Origin of the sequence: Solwaraspora sp. WMMA2080, from assembly GCF_027497395.1 — a bacterium.
Taxonomy (GTDB): domain Bacteria; phylum Actinomycetota; class Actinomycetes; order Mycobacteriales; family Micromonosporaceae; genus Micromonospora_E.
Window position 1 is genome coordinate 1,035,441 of sequence record NZ_CP114910.1, and the last position, 18,752, is coordinate 1,054,192.

General features: G+C 72.4%; 18 protein-coding genes. 2 read left to right on the top strand and 16 right to left on the bottom strand.

What is annotated here, in order from left to right; translation table 11 throughout:
- Positions 1-14 precede the first annotated feature (14 nt).
- From meaB to O7543_RS04490, 7 genes are all read right to left on the bottom strand, one after another.
- Positions 15-1,061 carry a methylmalonyl Co-A mutase-associated GTPase MeaB gene (gene meaB, locus O7543_RS04460; RefSeq protein ID WP_281555037.1) on the bottom strand — a complete coding sequence of 349 codons (1,047 nt, stop codon included), beginning with the start codon at positions 1,059-1,061 and terminating at the stop codon, positions 15-17.
- Positions 1,058-3,262, bottom strand: a complete 2,205-nt coding sequence (gene scpA / locus O7543_RS04465) for a methylmalonyl-CoA mutase (protein ID WP_281555036.1) — start codon at positions 3,260-3,262, stop codon at positions 1,058-1,060. The genes meaB and scpA overlap by 4 nt, the downstream gene beginning before the upstream one ends.
- The gene (locus O7543_RS04470; RefSeq protein ID WP_281555035.1) at positions 3,259-5,151 is read right to left on the bottom strand and encodes a methylmalonyl-CoA mutase subunit beta; all 1,893 of its coding nucleotides are present in this window, start codon (positions 5,149-5,151) and stop codon (positions 3,259-3,261) included. The genes scpA and O7543_RS04470 overlap by 4 nt, the downstream gene beginning before the upstream one ends.
- Before the next feature lie 97 nt (positions 5,152-5,248).
- Positions 5,249-6,130 (bottom strand): oxygenase MpaB family protein, encoded by an 882-nt coding sequence (locus O7543_RS04475; RefSeq protein WP_281555034.1) that lies wholly within the window; start codon positions 6,128-6,130, stop codon positions 5,249-5,251.
- Positions 6,131-6,141: 11 nt separating this feature from the next.
- On the bottom strand, positions 6,142-7,371 hold the full coding sequence (locus tag O7543_RS04480) for an MAB_1171c family putative transporter (protein WP_281555033.1): 1,230 nt from the start codon (positions 7,369-7,371) through the stop codon (positions 6,142-6,144).
- A gap of 6 nt (positions 7,372-7,377) precedes the next feature.
- Positions 7,378-7,932, bottom strand: a complete 555-nt coding sequence (locus O7543_RS04485) for a hypothetical protein (RefSeq protein WP_281555032.1) — start codon at positions 7,930-7,932, stop codon at positions 7,378-7,380.
- A 47-nt stretch (positions 7,933-7,979) separates the two neighbouring features.
- Entirely contained in the window at positions 7,980-8,447 is a 468-nt protein-coding gene (locus O7543_RS04490; RefSeq protein WP_281555031.1) for a helix-turn-helix domain-containing protein, read from the bottom strand.
- 382 nt (positions 8,448-8,829) lie between these two features.
- Here O7543_RS04490 and O7543_RS04495 point away from each other — a divergent pair, with 382 nt between their 5' ends.
- A complete protein-coding gene (locus tag O7543_RS04495; protein WP_281555030.1) occupies positions 8,830-9,138 on the top strand; it encodes a hypothetical protein in 309 nt (102 codons plus the stop codon).
- 325 nt (positions 9,139-9,463) lie between these two features.
- Here the strand turns inward: O7543_RS04495 and O7543_RS04500 are convergent, their stop codons facing one another.
- On the bottom strand, positions 9,464-11,110 hold the full coding sequence (locus O7543_RS04500; protein WP_281555029.1) for a SulP family inorganic anion transporter: 1,647 nt from the start codon (positions 11,108-11,110) through the stop codon (positions 9,464-9,466).
- On the bottom strand, positions 11,107-11,460 hold the full coding sequence (locus O7543_RS04505) for a metalloregulator ArsR/SmtB family transcription factor (protein WP_281555028.1): 354 nt from the start codon (positions 11,458-11,460) through the stop codon (positions 11,107-11,109). The genes O7543_RS04500 and O7543_RS04505 overlap by 4 nt, the downstream gene beginning before the upstream one ends.
- Before the next feature lie 221 nt (positions 11,461-11,681).
- On the opposite strand from O7543_RS04505, the gene O7543_RS04510 reads away from it, so the two are divergent.
- Positions 11,682-12,257 (top strand): snapalysin family zinc-dependent metalloprotease, encoded by a 576-nt coding sequence (locus tag O7543_RS04510; protein WP_281555027.1) that lies wholly within the window; start codon positions 11,682-11,684, stop codon positions 12,255-12,257.
- On the opposite strand, the gene O7543_RS04515 is transcribed toward O7543_RS04510, so the two are convergent.
- The 7 genes from O7543_RS04515 to O7543_RS04545 all read right to left on the bottom strand — a co-directional run bounded on the left by O7543_RS04515 (position 12,194) and on the right by O7543_RS04545 (position 18,751).
- Positions 12,194-14,017 (bottom strand): metallophosphoesterase, encoded by a 1,824-nt coding sequence (locus O7543_RS04515; RefSeq protein WP_281555026.1) that lies wholly within the window; start codon positions 14,015-14,017, stop codon positions 12,194-12,196. The genes O7543_RS04510 and O7543_RS04515 overlap by 64 nt on opposite strands.
- Before the next feature lie 106 nt (positions 14,018-14,123).
- Positions 14,124-14,870, bottom strand: coding sequence for an SDR family oxidoreductase (locus tag O7543_RS04520; protein WP_281555025.1), 747 nt, complete (start codon positions 14,868-14,870; stop codon positions 14,124-14,126).
- A 48-nt stretch (positions 14,871-14,918) separates the two neighbouring features.
- The gene (gene ptsP / locus O7543_RS04525; protein WP_281555024.1) at positions 14,919-16,568 is read right to left on the bottom strand and encodes a phosphoenolpyruvate--protein phosphotransferase; all 1,650 of its coding nucleotides are present in this window, start codon (positions 16,566-16,568) and stop codon (positions 14,919-14,921) included.
- Entirely contained in the window at positions 16,561-16,872 is a 312-nt protein-coding gene (locus O7543_RS04530) for an HPr family phosphocarrier protein (RefSeq protein WP_281555023.1), read from the bottom strand. Before O7543_RS04530 ends, ptsP begins: the two co-directional genes overlap by 8 nt.
- A gap of 73 nt (positions 16,873-16,945) precedes the next feature.
- Positions 16,946-17,986 (bottom strand): zinc-dependent dehydrogenase, encoded by a 1,041-nt coding sequence (locus O7543_RS04535; RefSeq protein WP_281555022.1) that lies wholly within the window; start codon positions 17,984-17,986, stop codon positions 16,946-16,948.
- Positions 17,983-18,450, bottom strand: a complete 468-nt coding sequence (locus O7543_RS04540; RefSeq protein WP_281555021.1) for a PTS sugar transporter subunit IIA — start codon at positions 18,448-18,450, stop codon at positions 17,983-17,985. Before O7543_RS04540 ends, O7543_RS04535 begins: the two co-directional genes overlap by 4 nt.
- Positions 18,443-18,751, bottom strand: a complete 309-nt coding sequence (locus O7543_RS04545; RefSeq protein WP_281555020.1) for a PTS lactose transporter subunit IIB — start codon at positions 18,749-18,751, stop codon at positions 18,443-18,445. Before O7543_RS04545 ends, O7543_RS04540 begins: the two co-directional genes overlap by 8 nt.
- Position 18,752: the final 1 nt, after the last annotated feature.

Consider the following 18,752-nt stretch of genomic DNA (forward strand, 5'->3'; position numbering starts at 1 on the left):
CAGCCCGGGGCTGCTCAGCGTCCGGTCACCCCCCGACCGCTCGACCGGTCGCCCCCGCCGTCGACGGGCCCGGTGAACGCCGCCAGCAGCTGGGCCGCGGCCTGCGCGGGAGTGATTTCCCCGGCGAGCACCCGCTTCTCGGTCTGCGGGGTCAGCGCGACCACCGCCGGATGCCCGCGCAGCTGGTCCAGCAACCCGTCGCGCACCATCGCCCAGACCCAGCGCAGCTGCTGCTGCCGGCGGTGCCGGTCCAGCTCCCCGCTGGCCCGCCGCCGGTCCTGGTGGGCGGTCACCTGCTGCCACACCTCGGCCAACCCGGTCCCGTCCCGGCCGCTGGCGGTGAGCACCGGGACGGCCCAGTCGTCGTGCCCGCCGCGCAGCATCCGTAACGCCCCGGCCAGCTCACGTGCGGCGGACCGGGCCTCCGTCGCATGCGCGCCGTCGGCCTTGTTCACCACCACGACGTCGGCGAGCTCCAGCACACCCTTCTTGATGCCCTGCAGCTGGTCACCGGTGCGGGCCAGGGTAAGCAGCAGAAACGTGTCGACCATCTCGGCAACGGTCGTCTCGGACTGTCCGACCCCGACGGTCTCCACCAGCACCACGTCGTAGCCGGCTGCCTCCACCACCACCATCGCCTCCCGGGTGGCGCGGGCCACCCCGCCGAGCGTGCCGGCGGTCGGCGACGGGCGGACGAACGCGGCCGGGTCAACGGCCAGCCGGGCCATCCGGGTCTTGTCGCCGAGGATGCTGCCGCCACTTCGGGCCGACGACGGGTCGACCGCCAGCACCGCGACCCGGTGCCCGTCGCCGGTCAGCCGGGACCCGAGCGCGTCGATGAAGGTGGACTTGCCGACCCCGGGTACGCCGGTCACCCCGACCCGCCGGGCCTGCCCGGCGTACGGGGCCAGCGCCACCAGCACCTGCTGGGCGTGTGCCCGGTGGTCCGGCCGGGTCGACTCGACCAGGGTGATCGCCCGGGCCAGCCACGCCGGTGCCGCCGCACGCACTCCGGCGACGTAGTCGGCCACCGGCGCCGGCGCGCGTCGTCCGCCGGTCATCCGGCCTCGGCGGTGTCGTGCCCCAGCCGACGGGACAGTTCGGCGAGCAGGTCCACCGCGGCGTCGGCCAGCACCGTGCCGGGCGGGAAGATCGCCGCCGCACCGGCGGCGTGCAGCGCCTCGAAGTCCTGCGGCGGCACCACCCCGCCGACGATCACCATGATGTCGTCCCCGCCGAGGGCGGCCAGTTCGTCGCGCAGCGCCGGCACCAGGGTCAGATGCCCGGCGGCGAGGGAGTTGACGCCGACCAGGTGCACGTCGGCCTCGACGGCCTGTCGGGCGACCTCGGCCGGGGTCTGGAACAGCGGACCCACGTCGACGTCGAAGCCGAGATCGGCGAATGCGGTGGCGACCACCTTCTGTCCCCGGTCGTGCCCGTCCTGGCCCATCTTCGCCACCAGGATCCGGGGCCGGCGTCCCTCGGCGACGGCGAACGCGTCGGTTGCGGCCCGGGCCCGGTCGATCCCGGCCACCGCGCCCGCCTCCTGTCGGTACACCCCGCTGATGGTACGGATCTGCGCCGCGTGCCGGCCGTACACCCGCTCCAGCGCGGCGGAGATCTCCCCGACGGTGGCCCCGGCCCGCGCGGCGTCGACCGCCAACCCGAGCAGGTTGCCGGACAGTGGTTCACCGCCGGAGTCGGGCCCGGCGTCGGCGGCACGGGTCAGCGCGGCCAGCGCCGCGTCGCACGCCGCCCCGTCCCGCTCGGCGCGCAGCCGCCGCAGCTTCTCCAGCTGCGCGGCCCGTACCGCCGTGTTGTCGACCTTGAGCACCTCGATCGGCTCGTCGGCGTCCGGCCGGAACCGGTTCACCCCGATCACCGGTTGCCGGCCGGAGTCGATCCGGGCCTGGGTACGGGCGGCGGCCTCCTCGATCCGCAGCTTGGGCAGCCCTTCGTCGATCGCCCGTGCCATCCCACCGGCGGCCTCCACCTCCTGGATGTGCTGCCAGGCCCGCCCGGCGAGGTCGTGGGTGAGCCGTTCCAGGTAGTAGCTGCCACCCCACGGATCGATCACCCGGTTGGTGCCGGACTCCTGGGCCAGCAGCAACTGGGTGTTGCGGGCGATCCGGGCGGAGAAGTCGGTCGGCAGCGCCAGGGCCTCGTCCAGGGCGTTGGTGTGCAGCGACTGGGTGTGCCCCTGGGTGGCCGCCATCGCCTCCACACAGGTGCGGACCACGTTGGTGAACACGTCCTGCGCGGTCAGTGACCAACCGGAGGTCTGGCAGTGGGTGCGCAGACTCAACGACTTCGGGTTGGTGGCGCCGGCGTCGCGGACCAGCCGGGCCCACAGCAGCCGGGCGGCCCGCAACTTGGCGACCTCCATGAAGAAGTTCATCCCGATCGCCCAGAAGAACGACAACCGGGGCGCGAAGGTGTCCACCGCCAACCCGGCGGCCTGCCCGGCCCGCAGGTATTCGACGCCGTCGGCGAGGGTGTACGCCAGCTCCAGGTCGGCGGTCGCCCCGGCCTCCTGGATGTGGTAGCCGGAGATCGAGATCGAGTTGAAGCGGGGCATCCGTGCCGAGGTGTAGGCGAAGATGTCGGAGATGATCCGCATCGACGGCCCAGGCGGGTAGATGTAGGTGTTGCGGACCATGAACTCCTTGAGGATGTCGTTCTGGATCGTCCCGGTGAGTTTCTCCGGCGGCACGCCCTGTTCCTCGGCGGCGACGATGTACAGCGCCAGGACCGGCAGCACCGCGCCGTTCATGGTCATCGACACGCTCATCCGGTCCAGGGGGATGCCGTCGAACAGCTGGCGCATGTCGTGAATGGAGTCCACCGCGACCCCGGCCATCCCCACGTCCCCGGCGACCCGGGGGTGGTCGGAGTCGTACCCCCGGTGGGTGGCCAGGTCGAAGGCGATGGACAGGCCCTTCTGTCCGGCGGCCAGGTTGCGCCGGTAGAAGGCGTTGGACTCCTCAGCGGTGGAGAACCCGGCGTACTGGCGAATCGTCCACGGCTGAGTGGTGTACATCGTCGGGTACGGTCCGCGCAGGTACGGCGGGACGCCGGGCACCGTGTCGAGGAAGGTCAGGTCGGCGGTGTCCGCCGCGGTGTACAGCGGCGCGACCTCGATCCCCTCCGGCGTGTGCCAGCTCGGCCCGGGCGGCTGCGGGCCCGGTGCCGCGGCCGGCCCGCCGACGCTGCCCGCGGCGTCCGGTGGCAGCAGTGTGGCCTGCGTGAAGTCCGGGATCATCGGGGGACCTCCAGGTCGTCGAACGTGGCGTCGAGGACGGCCGTCGCGTCGCAGCCGGCGTACAGGTAGCCGTCTACCTGGGCATGGTCACCGGGCCGACCGGCCAGCCAGACCCGCCGGGCCCCGGCGGCGGCCAGCGCGGCGGCCAGCGGCGCCGCTGCCGCCGCGTAGCTGGCGTCGGTGCCGCAGATGCAGGCCACGGCGGACGGGTCGGCGGCGAACGCGGCGGCGATCGCCGCCGGATCGTCGGCCGGGTCGCCGCCCCGGGTGGTGGCGATCCCACCGGCGGCGAAGAGGTTGCCGGCGAACCCGGCACGGGCGCTGTGCGCCGCGAGCGGGCCCAGGGTGGCCAGGAAGACGCTCGGCCGGGAACCGGTGGCCGCCAGGTACGCGTCGGCCCGGTCCCGCCGGGCCTCGAACGCCCCGGCGTGGAACCGTCGCGGCAGGCCGCCGCCGGGCGGTACGGGCGCCGGGGTACGGGCGGGCAGTCGCTCGTCCAGGTTGGGGAACTCGCTGACCCCGGTGACCGGGTCCCGCCGGCGCGCCAGGTTGTCGGCCCGACGCCGCCAGGTGTCGTCGATGCGGTCGGCGATCAGCCCGGCGGACAGCGCGGCGGCGGCCCCGCCGGCCCGCTCGATCTCGGTGAACCAGTCCCAGGCGGCCGCCGCCAGGTCCGCGGTGAGCTGTTCGATGTACCAGGACCCGCCGGCCGGGTCCAGCACCCGGCCGAGGTGCGCCTCGGCGAGCAGCACCGACTGGGTGTTGCGGGCGATCCGCCGGGCGAAGCCGTCCGGCAGCCCCAGTCGGGCGTCGAACGGCGCGACAGTGACCGCGTCCGCCCCGCCGGCCCCGGCCGCGAAGCAGGCGACGGTGGTGCGCAGCATGTTCACCCACGGATCCCGGGCGGTCATCATCGCGGCGGAGGTGACCGCGTGCTGCCGCTGCCGACCTGCCTCGGGCACCCCGCAGAGCTGCCCGACCCGGGCCCAGGCCTGCCGAGCGGCGCGCAGCTTGGCGATGGTGGCGAATTGGTCGGTGGTGGCGGCGAAGCGGAACTCCAGTTGCCCGAAGGCGGCCGGTAGGTCGAGCCCGGCGTCGGTGAGGGCCCGGAGATAGGCCAGCCCGGTGGCCAGGGCGCAGCCGATCTCCTGGGCGTCGCCACCGCCCGCGTCGTGGTACGCGGTGGCGTCCACAGTGACTGTACGCAGCATCGGCGACCGCTCGGCGTACCCGGCGAGGACGGCGAGTTGCGCGAGGTCGCCGGCCTGGCCGGTGCGGGCCTGCCAGCCGAGCGGGTCGGCGCCCAGGCAGCCGGCCAGGGCGTCGCGTTCGACGCTCCGGTCGTCGGCGAGCGCGAGCAACGCCTCGGCCGCGGCGACGCTGTCCGCGCCGGCGTCGAGCACCACCGGAGCGAGGCCGAGGTGGACCCCGTCGAGCGCCTCCGGCAGGTCGCTCGCGCGCAGGCCGCCCGCGCTCAGATCGATCCAGACCGAGGTGGCACCGTTGGCGAGGTCGGTCAGCACCGCCTCCCGGACCGCCTTCGGATCCGGGTCGACGTACCGCTGCCGGACGTCCCAGCCGGCAACCGTCGCGGCCGGGTCGGTGCCGCCCGCGCCGCCACCGTCGCGCCGGGCCTGGGCACCGCGTACGTACGGTGCCGTACCGGGCACCCCGACCCCCGGTGGGGCCGCCTGCCGGGTGTGCAGCGGGGCGATCCGGACGCCGTCGTAGGTGGTGGTGGCCAGCAGTTCGTCCACGGATTCGGCCGGGGTGTCCGGGCCGGCGGCGCCCGACTTGCGCAGGACGCCGAGCGCGAGCCGTCGCCAGTCGTCCGGCGTGGCCGGTGGGAATCCAGCGGCCGGGTCGAGGCTCTCGGATGGCACCGTCATGCACGGGATGTTAAGGGTGCGTCGCACTGATGGTCGGACCCGTACCCGGACTGTGACCACATCCACCGAACGTGATCGACTTAGCGTGTCTGCTCGACTACGACGATCCCTGGGTGTGATGGCCGGGTTGCGTCGTGACCGGGCCGAGCCGGGATATGTCGTATCCGTCCGGATACGTAGGTGTGTGGATTCCGTCGGCGAACAGCGGGGTCTGCCGAGGTCGGCCGGCCCAGCGCAGCATCGCGGCGCGTAGCCGCAGCCCGACGTGCAGGCCCGCGCGCACCGCCGGGCTCGGCGTGGCTACCCCGGTCGCGGCCCGCAGCCGTTCGTCGTACATGGCGGCGACCAGCGCGTCACCGACCGGCGCGAGCGGTCGCGGAATCTTGCCGCGCAGCAGCGCCCGGGTGGCCCGCTCGATCGAGGCGGCGTCGTCGTTGTAGCGCAGATGCGTCCGGTCGCGGCCGTCGAACCAGGTGGCGAACTCGCGGAAGGAGCCCGGAATGTCCCGGATGCCCATCCTTCGGCCTAGCTCCTGGTAGTAGTGGTAGGCGGCGGTCCGTTCATGGCAGCAGGGCCGCCGCCAGCCGTACCGCTCCAGCCAGCGGATCGGGACGACCACCAGACAGCCGAGGACGTAGCGGTAGTCGTCGTCGGCAATGTCGTAGTGGCGGTGGATCTGATTGGTCCGCCGGATCGCGTCGCGACCGCGCGGGGCGTCGAAACCGTGCAGCATCACTTCGTACATCAGCAATCCGGTGTCGTCGATCCGCTTGCGCGTGTGGTGCAGCAGCTCACCGGTGCGCACGTGCACGGCGGCGACCCGGGGCAGCGAGAAGGAGCGGTTGAACGCCAGGTTCAGGCCGAGTTTGCTGTCCCACGGGAACTCGTATCGCACCATCGTCTGATAGATCTCGAGGTAGTCGTGCTGCGGGTCGAGGATACGGATCCGCCGGAGGTCGGCGTAGCGGTGCGGCTGCACGAAGACCCCGTTCAGGATCGGTATGGCGGCGGCGCGGGCCGTAGCTCGGGCGACGACGCATCGGCGGCCAGCACCTGGCCGACCAGCGGAGAGCGGCTGAACCACTCGGCCACCCGACTCAACCAGGCGACCTCGCCAGAATAGCCGTTCGGCGGATCGTGCGGCTCGGAGAAGTCCGGCTCCCGCACCGGCCCGCCGGTGGCGGCCTGCCGCGTCCCGGCGGCGATCATCGCCGCCTCGACCAGCGCCGCGCGGTCGGTGCCGGCCAGGCCGGCAGCCGCGGCCAGCCGGTCGGCCGTCGGCGCGATCCGACAGTCAATGTACGGGCGCAGTGCCAACCGGCCGTCCCGGATCTCGGTGATCCGGCGGTGCAGCGCGTAGTCGATGTCGCGTAGGGCCACCCGCCGGTGGTGGGCCCGGTCGTCGAGGACCAGGTGCGGTTGCGCCGCGCTGACCGCCCGCCACAGTGGCGCCAATCGGTGCCACGACCGGTGCCGCCGCAACCAGGCCCGCCCGGTGTCCACCATGGGACCCCAGGTCGGCAGGGTGAGCCCGATCAGCATGGCGAGCGCACCGACGGTCACCAGGACCGCCGCGATCTGCGGTTCGCCGGCCGGTTCCCGGCCGATCCGGTAGGCGATCAGGTAGCCGGCCTTGGTGGCGCAGTACAGTAGTGCGGCGGCCGCGCCGAAGGCGGTGATCCGCAGTCCACGACGGAGCCACCGACGTGGCGTGACCAGGGAGAAGCGCCAGCAGAGCCGGGCCAGGTCGGTGGCGTAGCAGACGAAGACGACCAGGTAGACGACCAGGTAGCCGGCGACCGCCGGATGAGCGGCGTCCTCGACCACCAACCGGACCGGTGCGGCACCGGTCAACGTGGACGCCCAGAGTGCGGTGAGCAGTCCGGACGCGGTCACCGAGGCGATCACCCGACGCCGGACCCGGCGGGCCGCGACCGTCGGCGGCAGGGCCAGGAACAGCAGCAGGATCTCGGAGTTGGCCGCGACCCCCATCACCCCGGCGTGCGCCAGCAGCTTGGCCAGGTTCGGCAGCCCGGTGATCCGGTCCACCGCCTCGGCGACCGGCCGGACGGCGACGGTCACACCGGCGGCGAACGAACAGAAGGCGTACACCATCGCCCTCAGCACCCGGTTGTCGCGGTCCCGCCGCAGGTCACGCAGTTTGTAGCCGAAGGCGAGCCAGCCGGCGGCCGCGCAGACCGCGTACAGTGGGGTGTCCATCGGCGCTCACCGGGGCGGTGGTTCGAGCCCGTGCCGCAGCCGGGCCGCCAACGCGGCGTCGGTGACCGGCCCGGCTTCGTCGTGGGCGGGAGCCGATCCGAGGTCGGTCTCGCGGGCGGCGGCCTCCAGCAGGATGGTCGCCATCATCTCGGCCTCCTGTTCCTCGCTCCGGCTGTACACCCCGGTCCGGGCGAGTACCCGGTGCACCAGGGTGGGGCGCAGTGCCGGCATCAGCAGTTGGCTGGCCTCCTGGTCGTCGAGGGCGAGGGCACGGTGGCCGAGTAGGATGTGGCCGATCTCGTGGGCGATGATGTGGTCCCGGTGCACCCGGCTGGTGCGTTCCTCGTAGGCGACGACATGACCGGCGTCGGTGAAGAAGGTCAGGCCGAACGGCGCACCGGCGGGCATTGGCACGCCGACCAGGGTGATCTGCTGGCCGAGCACCGCACCGACCCGCTGGCACAGTTGTGGCGCATCGAACGGCCGGGGCGTCCGCAGGCCCTGTTCCTCGAGCTGACGCAGCCGACTGCGGCAGGTCCGGCGCAGCGGGGATGACTTCATATCCGTGCTTCCCTCAGCTTGGTCCGTCCTTCGCCACTGCAGGACGATCACGGGTCCTGCCGTCCTTCGGCACCGGGGCCGCCCTCGGCGTGGCGGGTCTGAAGCGCCTGGACCACCCGGTCGAGGATCTCGCCGACCGCGTCGAGTTGCGCCTCGGGCAGCGTACTCAGCCGGGTCGCGACCGCGCGCACCTTGAGGTTGCGCATCGCCTGCAGCGCATGCAGGTCCCGTTCGATTTCGCCGGAGCGACGCCGGTCGAAGAAGTACGCCGGGTCCACGTCGAAGAAGTCGGCGAGCGCCTCCAGATGCTCCTTGGTCGGGTTGGTCCGTCGACCGGTGCGCAGCTGCCAGATGTACACGTCGGAGATGGAACCGCCCCGGTCGCGGATGGCGTCGGCCACCTCCCGTGAGGTGTACGGGTCGCGGCGGGCCGGCCGGACCGTCTCGAAAAGCAGGTTGAGCTTGTCGGCGAGGCTGGATCCCGATCCGCCAGGGGGGGTGGTGCCGCCCGTCACGGCTACCTCCGTCGGATGTGCAGCTAAGATCTGGTCCGGAACTACAGCTAAGATTAGCCACGTTAGCGTTGTCGGTTAATATCGGTTGACGACCGTACGCCGAGTCAGTATACGATCACGACTTGAGGTTGACCAACCCGTTGCAGTGGCCGACCTTGATGCCGCTGGTGCGGTGAGGGGCGCGGAACGGGGGCGCCCCTCACCCCACCAGCCAGCGGTCGCCCTGGACGTCCTGTCAGATCGCCCCGTCCACCGCGACCCTGGTGCTGCCCCGCTGGCCGGCCTCGCAGGGCATGTACCACCGGCCGCGGTCGGTGCCGAATGCCGGTGCCGCCGAGCGGCGGTAGTCGGGTACGCCGGGCAACGGGCGTACGACGACTCGGTGATGTTCTTCTGGCGGATCGCGCTGCCGTTGGCTTGCCCGGCGTTCGGCGCGGTGGCGATCTTCACCTTCCTGCACGGCTGGAACCTCTACCTGGAGCCGATCGTGTTCCTGTCCACCCCGGAGAAGCTCACCCTGCCGCAGGCGTTGACCCAGCTCGTCGACGCGTACGGCGGGCCGATGTGGAACGTGCAGCTGTCGGCGGCGTCGTTGACCGCGATCCCGGTGCTCATCGTGTTCGTCATCGTCACCGATGGAGAACCCGACCAGAAGCAGTTCGATTCCCAGCAGCAGTGCCACTACGGGTGAGCCTATGGAGTGCTGCACGCGCGGGCCGTCAGGCTGCTGGCTTTCACCAGTACGCCTCAAGACGGTCAGCGAGGTCTGCCCAAAGTCCCGGTCGCTGATCGCGGCTCGTCACGTGTCGTGAACGTGAGATCGACATAGGGGAATCATGCATGCGTGGGCGAGGAGATGCAAATGCACCTGCACGTGCCACTGCACATGCACCACACTTATGCGAGGTTGTGTACGGGTCTGAATAATATCCGGCCGGTCTCCGCGTGGAAGCCGCCTGATCACGCAGCGGACGCCCGGCGCCCACCTGCGCGGCCAGCTCGACTGTCATGCGGAGCTATCGGTCCGCCCCGATGATCTGCCGGGCGGCGGCGATCGCCTCCGGAGTGTCGGGAAAGACCCGGTTGAGTCCGCTCAGCCGGGGGAGCAGCCCGAACGCGGTGAGCGCCTTGTGGTGTCCGTCCCGGATCCCGGACAGATAGACGGTGATGCCCCGTCGCTCCAGCCGCTGCACCACGTCGCGCAGCACCAAGGCGCCGGAGGCATCGATGGTGGACACGCGAGACATCCGTAGGATCACCACCCGTACCTCGGCGACGTCGGACAGCTCCAGCAGGAACCGGTGGGCGGCGGCGAAGAACAACGGCCCGTCCAGCCGGTACGCCACGATGTGCTCGGCCAGCAGCGCCTGCTCCTCGGCGTGGTGGTCGCCGGTGTCCAGCGGCACCCGATCCAGCCGTACCGCCTGGGCGATCCTGCGCAGCGCCAGCCCGCCGGCCACGACCAGGCCCACCAGCACGGCGGTGACCAGGTCCAGCAGGACGGTGGTCGCTGCGGTGAGCGCCATCACCAGCCCGTCGGAACGCGAGGCTCGGGCCAGTGCGGCCAGCGCGCTCACCTCGACCATCCGGATGGCGGTGGCGATCAGCACCCCGGCCAGCGCGGCCAACGGGATTCGGCTGACCAGCGGAGCCGCCACGAACATGAGCAGCGCGAGGATCAGCGCGTGCGACAGCGCGGCCAGTCGGGAGGCGGCACCAGCCCGGACGTTGACCGCCGTCCGGGCGATCGCCGCGGTGGCCGGGACCCCGCCGAACAGCGGTGTCACCAGGTTGGCCACGCCCTGGCCGAACAGTTCCCGGTCGGGATCGTGCCGCTGCCCGACCGACATGCCGTCCGCCACTGTGGCCGACAGCAGGCTCTCCAACGCGGCCAGGGCGGCGACCGCGATCGCCGCGGTCGCCAGTGCCGGCACCGCCGCCAGGTCCAGGAACGCCAGCGACGGTGCCGGCAGGGTGGCCGGCAGTGCGCCGATGGTCGGCACCGGCAATCCGGACAGCATCGTCGTGACGGTCGCTGCGGCAACCGCGAGCAGCGAGAACGGCACAGTTGGCCGCCACCGCGCCCCGGTCAGCATCGCGGCGGCGACGGCGAGGGCGATCAGCAACGACGGCCACTGCGGCTGCCGGACGAACGCCGCCACCGCCTGCCCGACCAGCGGCAGCACCCGGTCGCCGTGGACGTCCACGCCGAGCGCCGTCGGGATCTGCTGCAGCAGGATCACCCCCGCGATGCCGGCGGTGAAGCCCTCGATCACCGGGGCCGGCATGTACCGGGCGACCTGACCCGCCCGGACCAGTGCCAGCAGGATCAGGATCACCCCGGCCAGCAGCCCGACGGTGAGCACACCGCCCGGACCGAACTGCGCCACGATCGGCACCAGCACCACCGTCATCGCCCCGGTGGGCCCGGAGACCTGCAGGTTCGACCCGCCGAAGACCGCCGCGAGGGCACCGGCGACCACAGCGGTGACCAGCCCGGCGGTGGCGCCCAACCCGGAGGCGACACCGAAGCCGAGGGCGAGCGGCAGGGCCACGACCGCCACGGTGAGCCCGGCGAGCAGGTCCCGGCCCGGTTGCCGGCGGACCGCCCGCCAGTCGGTGGCCTGCGGCAGCAGCCGGCGCCCCCCGGCGACGGCGTTCATCCGCGTCCTGACGGGGCATGGGCCGACGCGTCCCGCAGTTCGGCCAGCAACTCGGTCTGGTCGACCAGCATCTCGGTGAGGATCCGCCGGGCCGCCCGCATCAGGTCCGCGACGTCCGGCCCGGCCAGGGCGTAGGTCACGGCGGAGCCGTCCCGGCTGGAGACCACGATGCCGGCCCGGCGCAGCACCGCGAGCTGTTGGGACAGGTTGGACGTCTCGACGTCGATCTCGGCGAGCAGTTCGCGGACCTGGCGGGGGCGCTCGCCGAGCAGTTCGAGCACCCGGATCCGCACCGGGTGCCCGAGCATACGGAAGAACTCGGCCTTCTTCTGGTAGAGCGGCACTGGCATGTGTGCAATTGAAGACTTCTTCAAGTAGTCATTCGCCGCCGGGGGTCCGTGCTGTGCGAGTCGTCACGTCGAGTCCGGCCTGCCGGGTGCGCCGCGAGGCTCAACCAGCGGGATGCGCTATGAGCGAAATGGGATAGGTGTGTGTCGATTAAGCCGGTCTACGGTGAGCGATGTCAGTCGATGCCAGCCGGTATCGCGGCCCGTTTCCAAGGAGGCATGCCATGCCGAGACAACGCACCGTCCGGGCGATCCTCGCGACGGTCACCGTCATCCTGTCGCTGATCGGTGTCCAGGTCGTGGCCACCGCGCCGGCCTCGGCCGCAGTGACCACGATCTACTACGACGCGAGCCGCGCCGGCCAGTTCGCGACCAACTTCGCCCAGGCCGCGCAGATCTGGAACAGCAGCGTGGACAACGTCCGGCTGCAGCCGGGCAGCCCGGCGTCGGTCGTCATCTACGTCGACAGCGGCTGGCCCCGGGCGTACGTCACCCGGCTGGGCGCCGGCCGCATCTACATGGGTACCCAGGCAGTGGACCAGGGCTACGACCGGACCCGGATCGCCACCCACGAGTGGGGACACATCCTCGGGCTGCCGGACCGGCGTACCGGGCTCTGCTCCGACCTGATGTCCGGCAGCAGCGCGCCGGTGTCCTGCCGCAACGCCTACCCGAGCGCCGCCGAGGCGGCCCGGGTCGACCAACTGTTCGCCCGCGCCGCCGCGACAGTCACCGATCAGGCGCCGAGCGGGAACCGGTCCAGCACGACCGGTGCGACATCGGGGGTACGCATGTCGTAGCGGTAGCTGGTCACCTCGCCGGTGCCGGTGTCCAGGACGCTGAACACCGAGTAGTCGTTGCTCTGCACGAACGGCAACGGCGTACCGGCCGGGTCGGTCAGCGGCGCGACCGTCGGCACCTGCGGCTCCAACCCGCCCGGGTTGCCCTGGGCCAGGTAGTTGTCCGGGTTCCACGGCGCCGGCGGGACCGGCCGGGACCGGCCCGACAGCGGGTGGAACGCACCGTACGAGTTGCCCACGTTAGAGGTCTCCAGGTAGTGGGTGCCGGACTCGGCAGTGAACCGGTTCCACAGGTGTGAGTGGCCGTTGAGCACCAGGTTCACCCCGGCGGACTCCAGCAGCGGGGCGACGTCACGGGTCAGCACGTTGTCCGCCTGTGGGTAGTCGTACCGGACCAGGGGGTTGCCGTCGGTGTCGGTCTGCTCGGTGCGCACCGGGTCGGTGAACGGCGGGTTGACGTTGTCGCCCAGCCCGTGTGGGCCCTCGTGCAGCATCACCACCGTGTACTTCGCGTCCCGGAACTGCCGGCTGGCCACCTCACGCTGCAACCACCGGTACTGCCGGCTGCCGACGCCGATTTCCTCGAAGATGTGCGAACCCCAGCCCTGGGCGAGCAGGTCGTCGGTGCTCGCCGGTGCCTCGGTGTACCGGGTCCGCTGCCAGTTCGCCGGGTCGGCGGCGATACCGGTGCCCCGCCAGATCCGGGTGGCGTACAGCGAGATCAACCGGACGTCGCCGACGGTCGTCGCGTACCAGCGCTCCCCGCCCGGCCCGCTGGTCGGCAGGGAGAAAATCTCCTCGTAGGTCTCGGTGTTGAACGAGTTCTCCAGGATCCAGCGTTCCTTGATCTTGCGGTTGTTCCGCGGGTTCACCTGCCTGGCGACCTTGCGGTATGCCGCCTCGGCCACCTCACGCGGCACCGGCGCGTTGAACGACTCGTTCAGCGTCGGCAGCCCACTGCGGCCCTGCACCTCGTGGTTGCCGATCGCCGGGAAGATCGGCGCGTGCTGCAGGATCTCACCGCCGGTCCAGGTGACCCCGCCGACCGTACGCGACGCCCGGCCCTGCAGCGCCGGGAAGAACGCCCCGCCGCGCTGGTCGTCGAACCACTCCGAGGCCCGGTCCGGGATGTTGACCAGGTCCCCGGCGAGGAACACCGCGTCGACCCGGCCGACCGTCTCGACCGCTTTCTGCAGGTTGGCCGGGGTGTTCGGCATCGACTGGTGGTCGCTGGTCAGCAGGATCTTCTGCGGCTGGCCGGGGGCGGCGGCGGGCGCCAGGGTGTAGGTGTCGGAAGCGACCATCGCACCACGCTCGATTGACACCACCCGGTACGGCGTCCGGCTGCCCACGCCGAGGCCGCGTACGGTCGCCTCGTGCCGCCAGATGTGCCGCCGGGTGATCTGCGTCGGCGGGTCCGGGATCTGCGAGGCGGCGTCCTCCGCCACCCGGGACAACTCGCCGGTCCGGGCCCGGAACACCCGTACGCCCCGGATCTTGCCGCCGGTGGCCGCGGCCCGTAGCTCGGCCCGGTTGAGCTCGTCGGCCCGGTCACCGACCACCACGACGTGGTGCCGACCGGCGAACTCAGTCAGCCAGACAACCCGGACGGAGTTCTTCGCCGGGGACTGCAGGAACGGTTCGGTGAGCAGGACCGGGTCGGCACCAGCGCCGGCGCTCGCCCCGGACGGCGCCGCCGCGCCCATCAGTAGGGTCAGGACCGCGACGATCGCGGTGAACTGCCAGATCGGTCTGGACACGATGCCTCCACGCTGCGGGGATCAGACGAGCCGCAGCATCCTCGGCACAGGTGAACAGCACCGTCGAGCGACGCTGACCAGCGGATGAACGCCTGTACCCGGCGGGTCAGCGGTGTACCAGCCCGCCACCGACCTCGATCACCTGGCCGGTGACCGCACCGGAGTCGGGGCTGGCGAGGAAGCGGGCGGTGGAGACCATGTCGTCGGGGTCGAGCCGGCGCTGCACCGCCTGCCGGTGCAGGATCGCGGCGTCGACCGCGGCCTCGTCGACCGGGGCGTTCCCGGCGAGTTCTCGTTCGCCCTCGGTTCGGATCGCGCCCGGCGAGATCGCGTTGACCGTCGTGCCGTCGGGTCCGAACGCGCGGGCCAGCGAACGGGTGAGACCGACCAGTGCTGCCTTGCTCGACACGTACGACGGCCCGGACGGGCCGCCCAGGCGGACCGTGGCCGAGGTGACGTTGATGATCCGGCCGCCGCCACGGGCCCGCATCCCCGCCGCCAAGGCCTGGCTGAGCAGCATCGGGGCGGTGACGTTGACCGCGAACGTCGCCTCCCATTCGGCCAGCGGCAACTCGTCGATCCAGACGTTGGACGCCCGCGCCGCGTTGTTGACCAGTACGTCGACCGGCCCAGCCGCCTCGGCCAAGGCCAGCACCTCGGCGGGGACCGACAGGTCCGCCTCGACGATCCGGGCGTGCGCGCCGGCCGCCCGGCACCGTGCGGCGACGGTCTCTGCCTCGTCGGCGGCGGCCAGGTGGTGCAGCACCAGGGCTGTCCCGGGTGTGGCGAGACCGGTCGCGAGGGCCGCGCCGATGCCGCGTCGCGCCCCGGTGACCAGGATCGTCCGACTCATGCACTGATCCTGCGGCCGGTCCGCGGCCGCGTCAACGTCGACCGGCGGTCAGCCGGCGGCCGGGCCGGCTGAGACCGCCGCGCGGGCGGCCGCCGCGTCCGGCGCGGCCAGCGCGGCCCGGGCCAGGCGCTGACAGTCGTCCAGGGTGTGCGCGGCGAGCGCGGCCCGCACTGCCGGCACCGACCGGGCCGACATCGACAGGCTGGACACCCCGAGCCCGGTCAGCACCACAGCCAGGGCCGGGTCCGCGGCCGCCTCACCGCAGACCCCGACCGGTTTGCCGGCGGCCGCGCCGGCCTGCGCGCAGGTGGCGATCAGCTCCAGCAGGACCGGCTGCCACGGGTCGAGCAGGTCGGCCAGGTCGCCGCAGAGCCGGTCGGCGGCGAATGCGTACTGGCTCAGGTCGTTGGTCCCGATGCTGAGGAAGTCGACGTGCTGCAGCAGCGCCCCGGCCCGCAGCGCGGCAGCCGGCACCTCCACCATCACGCCTACCGTGGGTAGCCCGACGGCGCGGGCCAGCTCGACGAACTCGGCCGCCTCCGCCGGCGTGGTCACCATCGGTGCCATCACCCACACCTCGGTTCCGGTGGCCCCGGCGGCCTGTGCGATCGCGTCGAGCTGGGTGCGCAGCACCTCGGGGCGGCGCTGGGCGGTCCGTAGCCCGCGTACGCCGAGCGCCGGGTTCGGCTCTTCGCCGGCGTGCAGGAACGGCAACGGCTTGTCCGCACCGGCGTCCAGGGTCCGCAGCACCACCTTGCGGTCACCGGCGGCGGTGAACACCTTCGCGTACGCGGTGACCTGCTCGTCGTGGCCGGGCGGCTCGGCCCGGTCCAGGTAGAGCAGTTCGGTGCGGAACAGGCCGACGCCTTCCACATCGTCGATGAGGTCGGCGGCGGAGCCGACGTTGGCCAGCAGGGCCACCGAATGTCCGTCGGCAGTGCGTCCCGGGCCGCTGGTGGCGGCCAGTTCCGCCCGGCGGTGCTGTTCCCGTCGGCGGGTCTCGGCGACGGTGTCGTCGTCGACTCCGGCGGTGACGTCGCCGGTGGTGCCGTCCACGGTGACCAGGGTGCCGTCCGGCACGTCGAGAATGCCCGGGCACCGTACGATCGCCGGCAACCCGAGCGCGCGGGCCACGATGGTGGTGTGGCTGGTCGGCCCGCCGGCTGCGGTGACCAGGGCGAGCACCCGGGCCGGGTCGAGCCCGGCGGTGTCGGCCGGGGCCAGGTCCTGGGCGCTGAGGATGAACGGCACGCCCGGGTCGGGCACGCCGGGCATCGGTTCGCCCAGGCAGACCGCGACCGCCCGGTCGCGCAGGTCGTCCAGGTCGGCGACCCGTTCGGCGAGGTACCCGCCGGCGGCCGCGAACGCCGCCCGGTGCTCGGCGAGCGCGGCGTCGATGGCGTGCGGCGCGCCGGCACCGGCGGCCACGCGGGCACGTGCCGCCTCGTGCAGCACCGGGTCCTCAGCCATCATCACCTGCGCCCGCAGGATCTCCGCCGCCGTCGGGTCGGTCGCGGTGCTGGCCCGCCGGCCCAGCTCGGTGGCGACCGCCACCAGCGCGGCGACCGCCCGGTCCGCCTCGGCTGCTGGGTCGTCGACCGGCACCGGCGCGGGCAGCCTGGGTGCCTTGGCCACCCGGTGGATCGGGCCGGCGGCCAGCCCGGTGCTGACGCCGAGCCCGGTGTGCAGCTCAGCCACGACCGGCCGCCGTGGCACCGGCGCCGTCACCGCCGGGCTCGGCGTCGAGGTCGCGGGCGAGCAACGCGGCAAGCTCGTCGAGCGCGGCGTCGGCGCCGTCACCGTCGGCCTCCAGGGTTACCTCGGTGCCCTGCTTCACGCCGAGGGAGAGCACCGAGAGCATGCTGCGGGCCGGCACCGCCGGTCGGCCGGCGGTGCTGATCATCACCGGCACCGGTGCGGTTGCGGCGGCGGCGACGAACAACGCGGCGGGCCGGGCGTGCAGGCCGCTGGCGGAGCCGACGGTGACGGTACGGGTAGGCATGTCTGCCTCCTTTGTCCCTGGTGGGGTCAGGGTTCGTTGGGTTCCCGGGTCACGGGTTCGTTGGGTTCCCGGGTCAGGGCTCGATGGTGACTTTGATGGCTTCGCCGCGGGCGACCACGTCGAAGGCGTCGAGGGCACGGTCCAACGGCAGCCGGTGGGTGATCAGATCGGCGACCGGAACCGCGCCGCTGGCGATCAGGGCGAGCGCCTCGGCGTTGTGCGACGGGCTGGAGCCGTTGGCACCGACGATGGTCAGCTCCCGGTAGTGCACCAGGTTGGAGTCGCAGGCGATGACCGGCTTGTCCTTGGGTAGACCGCCGAAGAAGCTGATCCGGCCCTGCCGGGCGGTCATCTGCAGCGCCTGTTCCTGGGCGACGCCGGCGGCGGTCGCGGTGATCACCACATCGGCGCCGCGTCCGTCGGTCAACTTCTTGATCTCGTCGATCACGTCGGTTTCGGCACCGCAGACGGTGGCGTCGGGATGCACCAGCGCGGCGGCCAGATCGAGCCGCTCACGGTTGACATCGACCAGGAAGACCCGGGCGGCGCCGCGCGAGCGGGCCAGCCGTACGTGCAGGCAGCCGATCGGGCCGGAGCCCATGATGACGACGTCGTCGCCCGGGCCGACCCGGGCCAGGTTCTGCCCGTTGAGTACGCAGGCGAGCGGCTCGGCCACCGACGCCTCGGCGTAGCCGACCCCGTCCGGGATGCGGTTGAGCCCGTCGACGGCGAGCACCTTGGCCGGGACCACCATGTGCTCGGCGAACCCACCGTCGTAGTGGTAGCCCATCGACTCCTGGTTGGGGCAGACCGTCATCCGGCCGCGCCGGCACTCGCCGCAGGTGCCGCACGGGATGGCCGCGATCACCTGGATCCGGTCGCCGGCGTGCCACCCGGCGACCTCGGCGCCGACCTCGACGACCTCGCCGGCAATCTCGTGGCCCATCACCCGGGGCGGGGCGAGGTGGTGGTGACCGTAGTTGCGGATCTTGACGTCGGTGCCGCAGGTCGAACAGGCCCGGACGCGGATCAACACGTCGCCGGGGCCGGGCTGCGGCTGCGGTGCCGCCTCGATCCGGACGTCGCCGGGGGAGTGGAACCGGACGACCTTCATGTGGAGCTCTCCTCTCCTACCGGCGCGAGCAGCCGGAGCACGTCGTCGATCTCGGTGGCCTCACGCAGCTCGCGGGCCTGTTCCGGGTCGAGCAGGATCTGGGCGAGGGCGGCGAGCAACTCCACGTGGCCGTCGCCGCGCGCCGCGATCGCCACGCAGACGGTGACCGGGGATCCGGCCCAGTCCACCCCGTCGGGGAAGCGCAGCACGGCGAGCGCGTCGCGGCGTACCGCCTCCTTGCCGGCCAGGGTGCCGTGCGGGATCGCCACACCTTCCCCGACATAGGTGGAGATGGACTGCTCGCGCTGCAGCATCGCGGCGACGTACTCCTCGGTGACCGCACCGAGCTCGACCAGCACCTCGCCGCAGCGGCGCACGGCGGCGACCCGGTCGCCGGCATGTTCGTTCAGCCGGACGGCCCGGCGCTCGAGCAGAGCGCCGGGGTCCGATTGCGGTTCAACCATCGAGTTGGCCGCCCTGCTGCACCACGGCCACCAGCCGGGCGACGGCCGGGTCGCCGAGAAAGATCTGCACCGGGACGACCACCTTGCCGGGCGCGCTGACGCGGGCCCGGTCGGCGAGCCCTTGGTGGCAGACGATGACGTCGGCGTCGGCCGGAATGGAGTTGACCGGGGTGTGCTCGACGGTCACCTGCTGCTTCTTGAGCTGCTTGCGCAGCTGGCTGGCGAGCATGACGCTGCTGCCCATGCCGGCGTCGCAGGCGACGACGACCTTGTGGATGCTCTGGGCATCGATGGTGGCCATC

What these genes read in the sequence shown, in the direction of transcription:
- meaB (WP_281555037.1), bottom strand. Translation starts at nt 1,061, where the DNA reads ATGACCGGCGGACGACGCGCGCCGGCGCCGGTGGCCGACTACGTCGCC.
- scpA (WP_281555036.1), bottom strand. Translation starts at nt 3,262, where the DNA reads ATGATCCCGGACTTCACGCAGGCCACACTGCTGCCACCGGACGCCGCG.
- O7543_RS04470 (WP_281555035.1), bottom strand. Translation starts at nt 5,151, where the DNA reads ATGACGGTGCCATCCGAGAGCCTCGACCCGGCCGCTGGATTCCCACCG.
- O7543_RS04480 (WP_281555033.1), bottom strand. Translation starts at nt 7,371, where the DNA reads ATGGACACCCCACTGTACGCGGTCTGCGCGGCCGCCGGCTGGCTCGCC.
- O7543_RS04485 (WP_281555032.1), bottom strand. Translation starts at nt 7,932, where the DNA reads ATGAAGTCATCCCCGCTGCGCCGGACCTGCCGCAGTCGGCTGCGTCAG.
- O7543_RS04500 (WP_281555029.1), bottom strand. Translation starts at nt 11,110, where the DNA reads ATGAACGCCGTCGCCGGGGGGCGCCGGCTGCTGCCGCAGGCCACCGAC.
- O7543_RS04505 (WP_281555028.1), bottom strand. Translation starts at nt 11,460, where the DNA reads ATGCCAGTGCCGCTCTACCAGAAGAAGGCCGAGTTCTTCCGTATGCTC.
- O7543_RS04510 (WP_281555027.1), top strand. Translation starts at nt 11,682, where the DNA reads ATGCCGAGACAACGCACCGTCCGGGCGATCCTCGCGACGGTCACCGTC.
- O7543_RS04520 (WP_281555025.1), bottom strand. Translation starts at nt 14,870, where the DNA reads ATGAGTCGGACGATCCTGGTCACCGGGGCGCGACGCGGCATCGGCGCG.
- O7543_RS04530 (WP_281555023.1), bottom strand. Translation starts at nt 16,872, where the DNA reads ATGCCTACCCGTACCGTCACCGTCGGCTCCGCCAGCGGCCTGCACGCC.
- O7543_RS04535 (WP_281555022.1), bottom strand. Translation starts at nt 17,986, where the DNA reads ATGAAGGTCGTCCGGTTCCACTCCCCCGGCGACGTCCGGATCGAGGCG.
- O7543_RS04540 (WP_281555021.1), bottom strand. Translation starts at nt 18,450, where the DNA reads ATGGTTGAACCGCAATCGGACCCCGGCGCTCTGCTCGAGCGCCGGGCC.
- O7543_RS04545 (WP_281555020.1), bottom strand. Translation starts at nt 18,751, where the DNA reads ATGGCCACCATCGATGCCCAGAGCATCCACAAGGTCGTCGTCGCCTGC.